Annotated in this window: 13 protein-coding genes and 1 pseudogene; 4 read left to right on the top strand and 10 right to left on the bottom strand. The window is 72.5% G+C overall.

Going from position 1 to position 13,187, the window contains the following annotated elements; genetic code table 11:
* Positions 1 to 50: 50 nt before the first annotated feature.
* Positions 51 to 1,589, bottom strand: a complete 1,539-nt coding sequence (locus tag AB0Q96_RS23835; RefSeq protein WP_365328856.1) for an adenosine deaminase — start codon at positions 1,587 to 1,589, stop codon at positions 51 to 53.
* Positions 1,590 to 2,639: 1,050 nt separating this feature from the next.
* On the opposite strand from AB0Q96_RS23835, the gene AB0Q96_RS23830 reads away from it, so the two are divergent.
* Positions 2,640 to 2,792, top strand: a complete 153-nt coding sequence (locus AB0Q96_RS23830) for a hypothetical protein (RefSeq protein ID WP_365328617.1) — start codon at positions 2,640 to 2,642, stop codon at positions 2,790 to 2,792.
* Here the strand turns inward: AB0Q96_RS23830 and AB0Q96_RS23825 are convergent.
* The 4 genes and pseudogenes from AB0Q96_RS23825 to AB0Q96_RS23810 all read right to left on the bottom strand — a co-directional run bounded on the left by AB0Q96_RS23825 (position 2,774) and on the right by AB0Q96_RS23810 (position 5,803).
* Complete coding sequence (locus AB0Q96_RS23825; protein ID WP_365328615.1) at positions 2,774 to 3,667, bottom strand: alpha/beta hydrolase; 894 nt, start codon at positions 3,665 to 3,667, stop codon at positions 2,774 to 2,776. The genes AB0Q96_RS23830 and AB0Q96_RS23825 overlap by 19 nt on opposite strands.
* Before the next feature lie 107 nt (positions 3,668 to 3,774).
* Positions 3,775 to 3,945, bottom strand: a pseudogene (locus tag AB0Q96_RS23820) (VOC family protein); the annotation flags it as partial.
* A gap of 29 nt (positions 3,946 to 3,974) precedes the next feature.
* Positions 3,975 to 5,012, bottom strand: a complete 1,038-nt coding sequence (locus AB0Q96_RS23815) for a sulfotransferase (RefSeq protein WP_365328613.1) — start codon at positions 5,010 to 5,012, stop codon at positions 3,975 to 3,977.
* A gap of 185 nt (positions 5,013 to 5,197) precedes the next feature.
* A complete protein-coding gene (locus AB0Q96_RS23810; RefSeq protein ID WP_365328611.1) occupies positions 5,198 to 5,803 on the bottom strand; it encodes an EF-Tu/IF-2/RF-3 family GTPase in 606 nt (201 codons plus the stop codon).
* A gap of 363 nt (positions 5,804 to 6,166) precedes the next feature.
* Between AB0Q96_RS23810 and AB0Q96_RS23805 the strand changes: the two genes are divergently transcribed.
* Positions 6,167 to 7,756, top strand: coding sequence for an alpha/beta fold hydrolase (locus tag AB0Q96_RS23805; protein ID WP_365328609.1), 1,590 nt, complete (start codon positions 6,167 to 6,169; stop codon positions 7,754 to 7,756).
* A 125-nt stretch (positions 7,757 to 7,881) separates the two neighbouring features.
* Here the strand turns inward: AB0Q96_RS23805 and AB0Q96_RS23800 are convergent, their stop codons facing one another.
* From AB0Q96_RS23800 to AB0Q96_RS23785, 4 genes are all read right to left on the bottom strand, one after another.
* Complete coding sequence (locus AB0Q96_RS23800; protein ID WP_365328607.1) at positions 7,882 to 8,619, bottom strand: hypothetical protein; 738 nt, start codon at positions 8,617 to 8,619, stop codon at positions 7,882 to 7,884.
* Between the two features lie 261 nt (positions 8,620 to 8,880).
* The gene (locus AB0Q96_RS23795) at positions 8,881 to 9,309 is read right to left on the bottom strand and encodes a peptidase M23 (RefSeq protein WP_365328605.1); all 429 of its coding nucleotides are present in this window, start codon (positions 9,307 to 9,309) and stop codon (positions 8,881 to 8,883) included.
* A 76-nt stretch (positions 9,310 to 9,385) separates the two neighbouring features.
* Positions 9,386 to 9,724: a hypothetical protein gene (locus AB0Q96_RS23790; protein ID WP_365328603.1), complete on the bottom strand. Its 339-nt coding sequence runs from the start codon at positions 9,722 to 9,724 to the stop codon at positions 9,386 to 9,388.
* Positions 9,725 to 9,737: 13 nt separating this feature from the next.
* On the bottom strand, positions 9,738 to 9,893 hold the full coding sequence (locus AB0Q96_RS23785) for a hypothetical protein (protein WP_365328602.1): 156 nt from the start codon (positions 9,891 to 9,893) through the stop codon (positions 9,738 to 9,740).
* 404 nt (positions 9,894 to 10,297) lie between these two features.
* Between AB0Q96_RS23785 and AB0Q96_RS23780 the strand changes: the two genes are divergently transcribed.
* Both AB0Q96_RS23780 and AB0Q96_RS23775 read left to right on the top strand, forming a co-directional pair.
* The gene (locus AB0Q96_RS23780; protein ID WP_365328600.1) at positions 10,298 to 11,299 is read left to right on the top strand and encodes a helix-turn-helix transcriptional regulator; all 1,002 of its coding nucleotides are present in this window, start codon (positions 10,298 to 10,300) and stop codon (positions 11,297 to 11,299) included.
* A gap of 25 nt (positions 11,300 to 11,324) precedes the next feature.
* Entirely contained in the window at positions 11,325 to 11,975 is a 651-nt protein-coding gene (locus AB0Q96_RS23775) for an HAD family hydrolase (RefSeq protein WP_365328598.1), read from the top strand.
* A gap of 140 nt (positions 11,976 to 12,115) precedes the next feature.
* On the opposite strand, the gene AB0Q96_RS23770 is transcribed toward AB0Q96_RS23775, so the two are convergent.
* Positions 12,116 to 13,186, bottom strand: coding sequence for an acyl-CoA dehydrogenase family protein (locus tag AB0Q96_RS23770; RefSeq protein WP_365328596.1), 1,071 nt, complete (start codon positions 13,184 to 13,186; stop codon positions 12,116 to 12,118).
* Position 13,187 lies beyond the last annotated feature (1 nt).

Genomic DNA, 13,187 nt, shown 5'->3' with positions numbered 1-13,187 from the left:
GCGCCCGGCAGCTGAGCGAGCCGGACGCCGTCGGGGTGAAGGGCAGCGGGTCAGTCGGTGGTGCGGGAGGCCGGGAGGCGGTGCTCGAAGGCGGTGAAGGCGGCCTCCTGGCGCCACTCGGCCGACGCCTTGGGGCTGGCGTCGAGGACGCGACGACAGGCCGGGCCCGGGGTGGCCGTACCGGGGCGCTCGCCGCGGCAGGGCCCGGCCAGGCGGTAGCCGTCACGGGTGGGGTTGCCCCGCCAGAGGCTCGCGCCGGGCAGGAAGGCGTACTCCAGGGAGGCTCGCGCCAGGTCCTTCAGGTCGCGGTAGCCGAGCCCGTACGTCGTGCTCGCGTACTGGTACTCGTGGGTGATGTCGATCCGCGAGACACCCGGGTCGTCGGTGGCGAGGACGACCGGGACGCCGAAGGCGCGGTACGTCTCGAAGGGGTGGTCGGCGCCCTTGACGCCGAGGATCTGCGCGTTGCTGGTGAACGGCACCTCGACGGCGATCTCACGGTCGGCCATCGTGGCGGCCGTGTTCCGCCACGCGTCCTCCTGGCGCAGGTCGACACCGTGGCCGATGCGCTCGGCGCCCGCCACGTTCACGGCGTCGGCGATGTGGAAGGTCAGGTCCTCGGGCTTGACGAGGCCGGGCCACAGCTCGCCGGAGTGCAGGGTGAGGTGGGCCTTCGGGTAGACGCCGCGCAGGTACTGCAGCATCCGCATCTGGAGGCGGTAGTTGGCGAGGGAGGTGTCCCAGTCCTCGGGCTGGACGAGGTTGACCGCGACGAAGCGGGGGTCGCGCTCGGCCAGGCGCATGCCGACGGCCATCTGGGTGAAGACCCGCTCGTTGGAACTGCCCCGGTTCACCTGGGAGATCCAGCGCACGGCGAGACCGCAGCCGGGGCGGGCCTGCGCGGTGCCGCAGCGCGCCTCGGTGCGGAACTCGGCGTCTCCGCCGTCCGCCTCCTTGACCGCCGCGTCGACGACCTTGTCCAGCTTGCCGCCGGCGACCAGCTTGCCGTGCAGTCGGGCGAGGTCAGCGTCCCAACCGACCTCGCCGGCCAGCTTCTTCGCCTCCTCGGAGGCCGGGGAGACCATGGTCTCCAGATAGAACTGGTTCTGCGCGGCCACGCTGTCGGCGACCTCGGCGAGCAGCTTGCCGCGGTTGCGCCAGGTCACCTCGCCGAACTTGCCGAAGGTGTCGAAGAAGTGGTCGTGGCCGTTGCCGCCCGGCGGGAAGTCCTGCATGGACCACTCGCGGACGATCTTGTCGTGGAAGGCGCTGTCGGTGAGGGCGTCGGAGGCGGGTCGGGTACCGGGGCCGCACGGCGGCACGACGGCCGTCGTCGTCGCGGTGGCGATGCACAGCCCGTCCTCGGCGGCCAGCTCGATGAGGTACTCGGTGCTGACCGCGCCGGACAGGTGGTTGTGCAGCTCCCCGCCCTTGGGCAGGGCACGGAAGAAGGCGCGGAGCGCCGCCGGGTCGTCACGGACGGCGGAGAGACGGGCCGAGGCCAGGGACTCGCCCGCCGTGGCGGGCGGCCGGTGCCCACCGGGCCCGGCCGGTGCGGCGGGGGCGGCCGACGGCGCGGCGACGGCCATGGTCGGGAGCAGGCAGAGCGCGGCCAGCGCGGCGACGCCGGTCGCGGCGGGACGCAGGCGCGACGCCCGCTTCGTGCCCTGGGCGCGCGAAGTGCGCGCGGCTGACTCCTGGTTGGCTTGGGATGAAATCACCCGTGCATGATCGCCAAGGGAACAGACCGTGCGTGCGGTTTCGGTGCTGTTCGATGCCCTATTCACTCACACGGGTGAACTTGGTGCGCCGGTCCGCTACCCGCGAAGGCATCCACGCCGCCGCCTTGGCCCGACCGGGAGGCGATCGCGCGCCCACGGTGGCCGCCGGCCGCTGACCCGATAGACGGAGACGGGCGGCCCGCCGCAGGCCGCGCCCGCCGCAGGCCGGACCGGCCCGCCCGACCTGCGCGCGGGCCGTCGAAGTGTGGCCGCGCCCGCTTCGGGCACCATCACCCCAGTCGAGCCCCCTCGGCCGTCCATGCGGTCGAGGGACTCATGTTCGCAAGCCGGGGGAGGGCCAGTGGGCAGGTTCAGGAATGGGCGGCCGGCAGCCGGGACGGACGCCCAACGGCGGGTGCGGCACAGCCCGTTGCTCTTCACGGTCCCGATCATGCTGCTCGTCCTGCTGACAGCGGTGCTCGGCTGGGAGCTCGTCCGGGCGAACATGACGCCGACAGTGCGGGCCGCGTGGCCGTGGCGGCTGCAACTGCTCGACATGGAGCCGCTCAGCAGCCTGCTCGCGGTGGCGGCCGGCGCGGTCCTCGCCAGGGCGCAGTACGCCCGTACCGTACGCCCGTTGCTCGGCTGGCGCGCCGACTGGGCGACGGGGCACCTGCGGGACGGCGTGCCCGAATGGCAGGTCGGGCTGCTCAACGGCGGCTCGCACACCGCGGTCGTCGAGGCGTACGAGTGCCGGGTCGTCCTCCGGCGGGAGGAGCCGCCGGCCGCCGCCCCGTGGACGGACGTCAAGGGCGCGGCGGCACTGCTGTCCGGCGCCGGGCTGGCGGTCGGCGTGGACTTCCAGCTGGTCACCTGGGCGACTTCCCGCTGGTGGGCGGCGGTTCATACGAGACGACGATGCTCGGGGCCTTCTCACGGCGCTTCGTCGACGAGGTCGAGGCGCTCCACCTCAGGGTCCGCGTCGTCGACGTCGTCGGGAACAGCCACGAGCGGATCCTCGACGCTCTCAAGGGCGCCCGCTCGACCGCGTATCAACGTCCGATGCCCTGACCGTCCAGCCGGCGCAGCACCTGGGGCAGCGCGTACTGGGCGGCGAAATGACCGGCGTCGGGGACGAGGACGGGTTCGGCGCTCGGGATGTGTTCGGCGAGCCAACGGGTGTGCGCCACGGGCGAGAAGGCGTCGTCGAGGCCGTGCCACAGCAGGACGGGCGCGGCCACGGCGGACACGTCGAAGCCCCAGGGCCGCACGAAGGCCAGACAGTCGTCGAGCCAGCCGTGGTGCGAGACCCGCAGCGCCTCCTCGTAGGTGCGCAGCAGTACGGTGCGGACCCGGGGGTCCTCGACGACCCGCCGGTCATGGGGGGACAGCTCGGCGCCCAGGTCGTCGAGGAGCCGCGCCGGGTCCCGCCGGATGGCGTGGGCGCGGGCGGCGAGGTCGCGTGCGAGGGCGCCGGGGTCCCGCCCGTCCAACTGGGCGCGCGCCAGCCCGTACGCGTAGACGTTGAACGGCGTCATGCCCGCGTACCAGTCCAGGCCGGCCGCGTCCGGCGGAGCGAGCCCCACCAGCACGGCGGCCGCCCGGACCCGATCGGGCAGCAGCGCCGCACAGGCCAGCGCGTGCGGCCCCCCACCGGACCGACCGACCACCGCGAACCGCTCCACTCCGAAGGCGTCGGCGACCGCGACCGCGTCCCCGGCCGCATCGGCGACCCGGCGGCCCTCCGCGCGCTCGGAATCCCCGTAACCGGGGCGGTCGTAGGAGAGGAAGCGGTACTCGGGATGCTCATCGACGAGACCGGGGAGCAGGGTGCCGAGGCGGGTACCGGGAGTCCCATGAAGGAGGAGCACCGGGGTCCCCGAAGGGTCCCCCCACTCCTCGGCCATCAGAAGCCGCCCGTCTTCGGTGCGCACAGGGAGTCCCATGGGGTGAGCCTAGGACGTCGCGTTGGCGTGTCGTTCGTCGCGCGTAGGTGTGAACTGATGACCGATTGAAGGTCGTTGCCGAGCCACGTGACTCGGCACGCGATGCCTCAGCCGATCTGCTCGGCCGGCGCGAGGAGGATGCCCGAGGGGCCGCGGAGGTAGCAGAGGCGGTGGACGTCCTCGTACCGTGCGGCCTCGCCGATGAGTTCGGCGCCGTGGAGGCGCAGGCGGGCGAGGGTGTCGTCGATCTCCTCGACGGCGAACATGACCCGGTGCAGGCTCAGGGGTGTCGGGCGAAGGGAGACGGCTATGCGTCGGACGAGAGGAGTTGGACCTGTCGTTCCAGTGCGAGGGTTCCGGGGGTGCAGGCGGCGAGGGTGTCCGGGTCGGTGACCGGCGGGCGGTCGGTGCGGACGACCGACGCCGAGGCGTCGCGCAGCCACGCGGGATGGGGGGTGGCCTCGGCGAAGGTGGCGAGGCGCTCCAGGTGGTGCTCGGGCCGGTCGAGGATGTCCTCGTAGGAGAGGGACATCCTCCGGTCGGGCGGCAGCTGGAGGAACTCCTCCACTCCCTGTGTGATGAGGTGCGACCAGAACCGGCCGAACGCCGCCAGGGGAAGCGGGGCGTCCATGACGAGCCCGCAGTCCACGTCCCCGGCCAGATGGGCCAGGTGATCCGGCAGGAGCGCGGCATGCTCGGGCCCGATCTGGAAAGGCGAGGCCAGCCCGAGCAGGCCCGTGGCCTCGGCCCTCAGCAGGAGCGTGCGGAACCCGATGTGCCGGCTCATCGACAGGGCGCAGGCGGGCCCGGAGCGGCTCAGGTGTACGAAACGGGCGTCCGGGAACAGGGCGCGCAGCGCCGGGAGAAACGCGAGCGACGCACCGGACCGCTCCACCACCACCGTCCGCCCGAGGCGGCGGCCGAGCTCGGCGAAGAGCTCACGGTACTGGTCGGCGACCGGCCTTGTGGGCCAGTGGGGGATCGTCGCGGCCAGGTCGTCGTGGAGGGTGTCGGGGTCGGCCGTCAGCGCGGGCAGGGACATGTGTGAGATCGCCGGCACACCGGCGCCGGGCTCGGGGCGGAACCGGCCGCTCGCGTAGGGGTAGAGCAGTTCCGGCATGGGGAAGCCGGAGGCCGCGATCGCGTCGAGCGGCCGGGCCGGTCCGCTCAGCAGGGACCAGAAGTCCGGTCCGTCGAGAGCCCGGTCCAGGAAGGCGCTGTCCCCCTTTGAGGCCAGGGACGTGAAGAACTCGTTCATGCTCAGCACGTCAGGATGGGCCTGCAGGACGCGGGACAGCATGGTCGACCCGCAGCGGCCGGTCCCCACGATGAAGGTGATGCTCACAGATCCTCCGGTCACGAGATCGCCGTATGCAACCTTGATGTGACGCGACGTTACACTCCGTTCGTGCCTGTCACGGACCGTGGAGAGAACCCGCGGTCGCGGGCCGTCGCCGCAACTCTCATGCTCCGGCTCCGGCTTGTGCTTCGGCTCGCGCTCTGGCTTCGGCTCGCCCCCGCTCGTGGGGGTCAGCGCAGGAGCCGTGTCACGGAGCCGGTGCCCGAGGCGCGACCGTGGTGCCGGAAGGTGAACGGGCCGCCTGTCTCCAGCGCGACAGGCGCGTCGAGTGTCACGGTCACCTCGGCCCCGTGAAGCGGCCGGACCATGGCGGAGCCTTCGGGCAGCGTGACGGTGCCCCACACCGCGGCCGTGCGCACGTAGAAGCAGAGGCGATCGCCCGAGACGACGTCCGCACCGCCCTGCTCCTCGGACAGCACGGAGATGTCGGCGGTGAAGCCGGCGCGTGCGCTCATCGAGCCCGGGGTCACGAGGACCTGGCCACGTCGGTAGGCGTCGGCGGGTAGGGCGCCCAGCAGCAGCCCCACGTTCATACCCGCACCGGCACCCGCCTCCGCGACGCGCACCTGGGACTGCTCGACGTCCTCGACGCGTGCGGTCGCACCGCCGCCCGGCCCCACGAGCTCCACCGTGTCGCCCTTGCGGACCCGGCCGCGTTCGACCAGGCCCGTCACCATGACCGCCCTGCCCTGTCGCAGATGGAAGACGTCCTCCACGGGCATCAGGAACGGCTCGACCAGCGCGCCCGCCGCTGGCTGACCAGCTGGTTCACCCATGAGTGCCCGATTCCCCTCGTGACCGTGCGCGGCAGCCGTGGAACGGCAACCCTGAGCCTCACAACGTACGTCAGTCCGGGTATCCCTCCCCTGACCCCTAGGGGGCGAGGTGCCGGTCCGCCGCCCCGCTGCTGGCCGGGGGGTCGACGGTGTGGCGGTCGGCAGGTCGCGGGACGCCTGGGCACCCTGACTGACGCATGCTCACGAGCAGGTCTCCAGCAGGACGTCGGGGTGGTGTCGTACACCGCAAGTTGGATCATGAGCCCATCCCCGGGCCGTACGGGGTGTGAGTGCGGCGGAACAGAGACTGGAGGCGATCCGAGGCACGAGGCACGAGACACAGATTCTGTACAGGGGACTGGCATGGTTCTACGAGGCGCCCGAACGATTTCCGCGCTGACGGTCGGCGCGGTGACGGCCGCGATGGCGGCGCTCACCCCGGTGACGGCGTTCGCGGCGGGGGATCCGCTCCAGCGGTACGCGCAGCAGGAACTCCGTTGGGAGCGCTGCGACGCAGACCTGTCGGCGGCGTTCGAATGCGCGAAGGTCGAGGTGCCGCTGGACTACGGCGACCCCAGGGGGCGGACGATCGACCTCGCGATATCGCGGATCAAGGCGGGCAGTGCGAAGGAGCGGCGCGGCGCGCTGCTGATCAATCCCGGGGGCCCGGGCGTCCCCGGGCTGAGCATGCCCGTCGACATGCAGCCACTGTTGCCGGCCGAGGTGCGGGAGCGGTTCGACCTGGTCGGCTTCGATCCGCGTGGGGTCGGGCAGAGCTCGCCGATCGGCTGCGGCCTCACCGGCGACGAACAGACCGTCTACCACCCCTACTCCGCGTCGGCGTTCGCGACGGACGTGGCCAGGGCCAGGGCCGTGGCCGACAAGTGCTGGGCCAAGGCGGGCGACGTGCTGCCGCACCTCACCACCCGGAACACGGCACGGGACATGGATCTCGTCCGAGCCGCGCTGGGGGAGCGGCGGATCTCCTACTTCGGCTACTCGTACGGCACCTACCTGGGCGCCGTCTACACGCAGATGTTCCCCCGGCGCACGGACCGGATCGTGCTCGACAGCGCCCTCGATCCGGCGCTCGCGTGGCGGGGGACGCTCCGCGGGGCGGCGGCCGGGGCCGAACTCGCCTTCACCCGGTGGACCGAGTGGGCCGCCGCGCGCGACACCACGTACGGACTGGGATCCACTCCGGCGAAGGTCAGGGCGACGTACGGGGAGCTCATCGCCCGCGCCGACCGCACCCCCGTCCCGACGAGCGGCGGGGCGCTGAGCGGCGGTGAGATCCGTTCCGCGTACGCCGCGTTCGTCCACGTCGAGAGCGTCACCCCGTGGATCGTCGCGCTGAAGGCGGCGGCCGCCGGCGGACCGCCCGCCCCTGCCACGCCTGCCATGCCGACCACGTCGGCGGAGCGGGCCGGAGCGACGGACACCGGCCCCGCCCCGGTCCGGTCCGCCGACGCGGGGGCGGGGGCGGGGGCGGGGACGCGGGCAGAGGCAGGGGTGTTCGGTGTCGACGTACCGCCGGACAACCAGTCCGCCGTCACGTGGGCCGTCTTCTGCGGCGACGCCCGCGACTGGCCGCGCGACCCCGAGCAGTACCGCCGGGACGCGATCCGCGACCGCGCCACGTACCCGCTCGCCGGCGACCTGGGGGCCACCATCCAGCCGTGCGCGTTCTGGAAGTCGGCGCCGAGGGAGCCGGCCACCGTGGTGAGCAACGACGTCGACGCGCTGATCGTGCAGAACCAGTGGGACCCGCAGGCGACGCTGGCCATGGCGCACGGCATGCGGCGTGCGCTGCACGGCGCGCGGATGGTGACGGTGGCCGGTGGTGAGGGCCACGGCGTGGTGGTGGCCGGCCCGTCCTGCGCCGACGCCGGCGTCTGGCGGTACCTGACCACGGGCCGGCTGCCCGCCAAGGACCTGACCTGCGGCGGATAGCCCTCAGCGGGTGAGGGGGCCGACCCGGTCGCAGCGGGCGGCGACTCCCGAAGCCTGGCGGCGGCGTCGGGGGCGTCGCGGGCGACTCACCGGGCACCACGGGGAATCTGGCATCGCCCCTCGCCTCACCGGCTCGCGAGGTTCGGCGAGGCGAGTACGGCGGAGGCGCGCTCGCGCATCCGGCGTCGTTCCTTCCGGGACTCGTCGAGTTCAGAAAGGTTTCCGGCGATGAGTTCGCGCTGGTACGAGGACTCGACGGAGTTCCAGAGACGGACGAGGCCGGTCTTGTTCTTGCAGGAGACATCGGCGAGCGCGGTGCGGCGCTCGTCCGGGGACACCTCGGTGGTGCGGAACGAGGGCTCCAGGGGGCTGGCGTAGCTGTATCCGGACGCCTTCATGCAGCGGGACCACCGCGCGAAGGCGCCCCGGACCTCGGGCGAGTCGAGCGACTGCTCGAAGGACTCGACATTGATGCGGCGGACGACTTCGGCGTCGGCCGGATAGCTGTCGGACCCGGTGATCTGGCGGGCAGCCGTCACGATGCAGCCCTCGGCCGGCGCGCCGCCGGGACCGGAGGTCTTCTTGTCCGGAGTGCCGCTGAGCGCCTCCAACTGGGCCGCCGTCAACGGGGCGTCGGTGCCCGGCCGGTCTGCGGGAAGGTGGTAGCCGATCGTCCGCGCGGTGCCGGCGCCCACGATGCCGTACCGGCGTGCGTAACGCGGCGGCGGAGCGGGCTGCGGCCGAGCCTCGGGAGCGTGGAGTCCGGCCGAGCGCATGCACGACGCCACGAGAGCGGTGAGTGCCCGGTGGGTGAGCGCGTTCTCGTCCGTGGAAAGGAAATAGGGGTCCAGGGGCAGTGACACCCCCGGGTCCTCCTGCTGATGCGCCTGGGTGGCGCGCGGGGCGGGCGCGATCGGCGGCGCTCCGGGGGACGGAGGGGCGCTCCGAGGGGCGGCGCAGGAGGAGAGGAAGCAGCTCGCGACGGCGGCGGCCACGACAGCCACAGGAACGCGGAACCGGAGCACAGGGGGGACCTCGCGATCTCCAGAAGGGGCCGAGAAGGAGGGGTGAGCGAGCGACGGCCGGGCCGCCTGGAACGGGCGGCCCGGCGGAGTGGTCGGCGATCAGCCGTTCACGAGGAACGAGGCGTCGTTGTTCTTCGTCTTCACCAGGTTGATGTTGCCGCAGGCCGGAACGGTGTCGTAGGCACCCATCCAGTTGCTGTTGAAGAACACCTGGACATTGCCGGTGCAGTTGTTGGGGTACTGGTACGTCGCCGACGCGGCGTGGTTCTTCACCGCGATGCCCTGGCCCGCACCGGCCGTCAGGAAGGCGCCCGCGTTGCCGAGGTCGGAGAAGCCAGGGAAGCCCGTGCTGAGGTCCCAACCAGCCACCGAGCCGCTCTGGTTGCTGTTGTACCAGAGGCAGAAGGCCCTCGCGCCAAGGCAGTTGGGGTTGTTCGGGGCGGCCTGGGCCGCCGGAGCCATGGCGAGCGTGGAGAGGGTCGCGGCACCGGCGAGCGCGGCGGCGGTGAGGGCATGCTTGAGGTTCATGTGTCTCCTTCTGAGGGACAGTTGGGGTAGTGGGAAGGGTGAGGACGGGCGTGTGAAGAGTGGTGTGCGGGGCTGGCTACGGAGCGTCGCCAGGGAACGCTTGCGCGTCGATCCGCCAGTCGGCGAGGGCCTCACAGGACGCCAGTGCCCGTTCGACCAGGACGGCCATCGTGTGGCGGGCGGTGGCGGCGTCCGCCGCGCCCCGGCTGTACAGGCCGAGGAAGATGTACCGGCGGCCGATGCTGGCGCTCACGTGTTCCAGAACCACGTCAGCGTCGTCCCGGAGGACGCCCGCCGAGCGGGGCCGTGTGCCGGCTTCGGCCGCCGCGAGGAGCGACGCGACGACCTGCACCCGCGAGGGCGGCCGGCGCTGCGGGGGACCGTCGTACGTGATCGCGAGCAACGTCAGACGCATGGACGGAGTGCGGTCAGTCCCAGATGAGGCTGCCGGGGTCGTCCGAGGCGACGGTCGAGGCCGTGGTGCCGTGCGTCCCCTCGGCGGCAGTGGCTCCGGCGGCCGGAGCCAGACCGGTGACAACCAGCGCGGAGAGGGCCAGAACCGCGATGCGACCGACGACCGACATGATGAATCCCCTTGTCAGGACAACTCACGAAAGACTGAGCAGACGACACCGGCAGAGCAGCGTGGCCGGCCGGCGGCCGACCGGCTGACCCGGTGACCACAGCTTGGCCCCGCCGAACCGGCCGCGGACAGGGGTCCGAGCGGGGCGGAACAGTCCTGGACGCTTCCGTCCACGCTTCCGTCCACGCTTCCGTCCGCGCCCCCGTCCGCGCCTCCGTCCACGCCTGCGTCCACGGGTCCCGTTCACCCCTTCCGGCCCGCCGGCCGGCCGTCATCCGGAGGGGTATTCGGCCACTGTTCAGCACGGCTGAACACGCATCGTGCAATCTTCATCCGGCCCGTGCAGAATGCAGCCGATCAAGGGAACACACCTGTTCTGCACGTGTAAATTCCGAGGGGTCGCGAGTGAGTGGGGGATCGGTGCTCGGCATGCTCGGGCTGCAGACAGTCCATGAGTCCGTGTTCCGGGCGATGGCCCAGCACGACGCGTGGGGAGTGAGCGACCTCGCCCCCCATCTGGGTCTCACCGAAGCCGAAGTGCGGTCGGCGCTGGACGATCTGTTCGAGCTGCGTCTGATACGCAACTCCTACGACCGCCCGGGCCAGGTCAAGGCGGTCGGGCGGGACGAGGCGCTCCGCATCGTCCTCCAGCACCAGCAGGACGACCTCGTCCGGCACCAGGCGCGGATGGCGGAGCAGCATGCCGCCGTCACCCGGATGATCAACCAGATCGCCCTCGCGCCCCCGCGCTCCCGGTCGGTGGCCGAGGTCGAGGAACTGTCCGGCATGGATGCCGTACAGCAGCGCCTGGAACTCCTCGCCGAGCAGGCGTCGTCGGAGATCCTCACCCTCATGCCCGGCGGCGCGCACTCCAGCGCGGCCCTTGAGGCGGCCCGCCGGAACGACGCGCGGGTCCTGGTCCGGGGAGTCCCCATGCGTACGATCGCGCTGGACAGCATCCGCCAGGACGGACCCACGCTGGACCACGCCCGATGGCTGACCGACCACGGCGGAGAGTTCCGTACCGCCCCCACGCTCCCTCCCCGCATGATCGTGGTGGATGGGAAGGCCGCCCTCGTCCCCCTGGACCCCGCGAACACGAGAGCCGGAATCCTCTATCTGACCAGCGCCGGCGTGGTGGCCTCACTGCGGTCCCTGTTCGAGCAGGTGTGGAGCTACTCGACCCCCCTCGGCGTCGACTCCGAGCCTGCCCAGTCGGGGCTCTCCGACCTGGAACGCAAGGTGCTCCAGCTCGCCGGGGAGGGGCTCACCGACGAAGCGGTCGCGTCCCGCCTGCACATCTCGGCACGCAGCGCCCGGCGCACCATGGCGGCGCTCATGGAGCGACTCGATGCCCACAGCCGGTTCGCGGCCGGTGTGAAGGCCGCCCAGCGCGGATGGCTCTGACACCCCGAGGCCCTATCCTGCGGGAATGATCAAGCCCATCGAACTCGTGATCTTCGACTGTGACGGCGTGCTGGTCGACAGCGAGCGCATCGCCGCCCGCGTACAGGTCGCCCTCGGAGCCGAACTGGGCTGGCCGCTGACCGAGGACGAGGTCGTGGACCGGTTCATCGGGCGCTCGCACGCCGCCATCCAGGAGCAGGTCGCCGACCGGCTCGGCGAGGAGACCGCCGCGATCTGGGCGGCGCGGTTCGAGGAACTCCACCGCGAGGCCGTGGACGCCGATCTCGCCCCGGTCGACGGGCTGCCGGAGGCACTCGACGCACTCACCCTGCCGACCTGCGTCGCCTCCAGCGGCTCCCACGACAAGATGCGGCACACCCTCGGCAGGACCGGGCTCTACGAGCGCTTCGCAGGCCGCATCTACAGCTCATCCGAAGTCAGCCGGGGCAAGCCCGCCCCCGACCTGTTCCTGCACGCGGCCCGCCGGATGGGTGTCGACCCCGCCGCCTGCGTCGTGGTCGAGGACAGCCGGCCCGGAGTCCACGCCGCCCGCGCGGCCGGCATGCGCTCCCTCGGCTACGCCGGCGGGCTGACCCCGGCCGAACGCCTCGAAGGCCAGGACACCACCGTCTTCCACGACATGCGTGAACTGCCCGTCCTCATCGCGCGTATGTAGACGACATCGCGCGTATCGCGTATGCGGACGACCGAAGCCTCCGTCCCGCCCCGACACCCTGCCCGCGGTGGCAGAGTGTCCGGGCGACGGGCGACGGGCGACGGGCGACGGGCCCTGGGCCGCCCCGGGCCACAGCCCGGTCAGGTCGCGACCAACCCCAGGTCGGCCGCCAGGCGGGCGCGGTGCGAGGCGGGGGTGCCGAAGAGCTGGGACGAGCCGTGCGCCCGCTTGAAGTAGCGGTGGGCGTCGTGCTCCCAGGTGATCCCGATCCCGCCGTGCAGCTGGATCATCTCGCCCGCCACCGCCGAGAACGCCTCCGAGCAGGCGGACTTGGCGGCGGCCGCCAGCCGGGGCAGCTCCGGGTCGCCCGAGGCGGCGAACGCGGCGCCGAGCGCCGCCGAGCGGGCCGACTCGACCAGGACGTACGCGTCCGCGAGCCGGTGCTTGACCGCCTGGAACGAGCCGATGGGACGGCCGAACTGGACCCGCTCCCCGGCGTACGCGAGGGTGAGTTCGAGACAGCGCGAGGCCGCGCCGACCTGCTCGGCGGCGAGCGCCGTACACGCCAGGTCCCGTACGCGCGCGAGGACACCCTCGCCCTCCCCTTCCGCTCCGACGAGCCGGCCCTCCGCCTCCGCGAGGACCACACACGCCTGCGCCCGGGTGGAGTCCATCGTCACAGCCGCCTCGCGGTGGACGCCGCTGCCGTGTACCGGCACCTCGAAGAGCGAGACCCCTGCCCCGGAGCGGGCCGCGACGAGCAGGACCCCGGCCTGCGCCCCGTCCAGCACGTGTTCCTTGCTCCCGGTGATCCGCCACGTCCCCCCGGGCCCCGGGCGGGCCTCGGCCCGTACGTCCGACGGGTCCCAGGAGCCGTGCTCGGCCCAGGCCAGCGCGCCCACCACCATGCCCGAGGCCAGGTCGGGCAGCAGCCGCGCGCATGCCTCCGTGTCGCCCGAGGCGAGCAGCGCCTGCACCGCGAGCACCGCGGAGCCGAGGAACGGGACGGGGCTGAGTTCCCGCCCCAGCTCCTCCAGCACCACGTGGACCTCCCGCGCCCCGTAGCCGGCGCCGCCGTACTCCTCGGGGACGGCGAGCCCCGCGACGCCGATCTGCTCGGTCAGCGGACGCCAGGCCGCGTCCCCGGCATGGCGTCCGAGCACGGCCCGTACGGCGGACCGCAGTTCTTCCTGTTCCTCCGTCAGCCTCACG

The sequence above is a fragment of the Streptomyces sp. NPDC093111 genome (genome assembly GCF_040683955.1).
GTDB lineage: Bacteria > Actinomycetota > Actinomycetes > Streptomycetales > Streptomycetaceae > Streptomyces.
This window is presented reverse-complemented; position numbering and strand designations above follow the sequence as displayed.

Bases quoted from the DNA above. Each gene is read 5' to 3' on its own strand.
- AB0Q96_RS23810 (WP_365328611.1), bottom strand. From the start codon at position 5,803: ATGGGTGAACCAGCTGGTCAGCCAGCGGCGGGCGCGCTGGTCGAGCCG.
- AB0Q96_RS23790 (WP_365328603.1), bottom strand. From the start codon at position 9,724: ATGCGTCTGACGTTGCTCGCGATCACGTACGACGGTCCCCCGCAGCGC.
- AB0Q96_RS23835 (WP_365328856.1), bottom strand. From the start codon at position 1,589: ATGGCCGTCGCCGCGCCGTCGGCCGCCCCCGCCGCACCGGCCGGGCCC.
- AB0Q96_RS23825 (WP_365328615.1), bottom strand. From the start codon at position 3,667: ATGGGACTCCCTGTGCGCACCGAAGACGGGCGGCTTCTGATGGCCGAG.
- AB0Q96_RS23795 (WP_365328605.1), bottom strand. From the start codon at position 9,309: ATGAACCTCAAGCATGCCCTCACCGCCGCCGCGCTCGCCGGTGCCGCG.
- AB0Q96_RS23830 (WP_365328617.1), top strand. From the start codon at position 2,640: ATGCTCGGGGCCTTCTCACGGCGCTTCGTCGACGAGGTCGAGGCGCTC.
- AB0Q96_RS23785 (WP_365328602.1), bottom strand. From the start codon at position 9,893: ATGTCGGTCGTCGGTCGCATCGCGGTTCTGGCCCTCTCCGCGCTGGTT.
- AB0Q96_RS23775 (WP_365328598.1), top strand. From the start codon at position 11,325: ATGATCAAGCCCATCGAACTCGTGATCTTCGACTGTGACGGCGTGCTG.
- AB0Q96_RS23805 (WP_365328609.1), top strand. From the start codon at position 6,167: ATGGTTCTACGAGGCGCCCGAACGATTTCCGCGCTGACGGTCGGCGCG.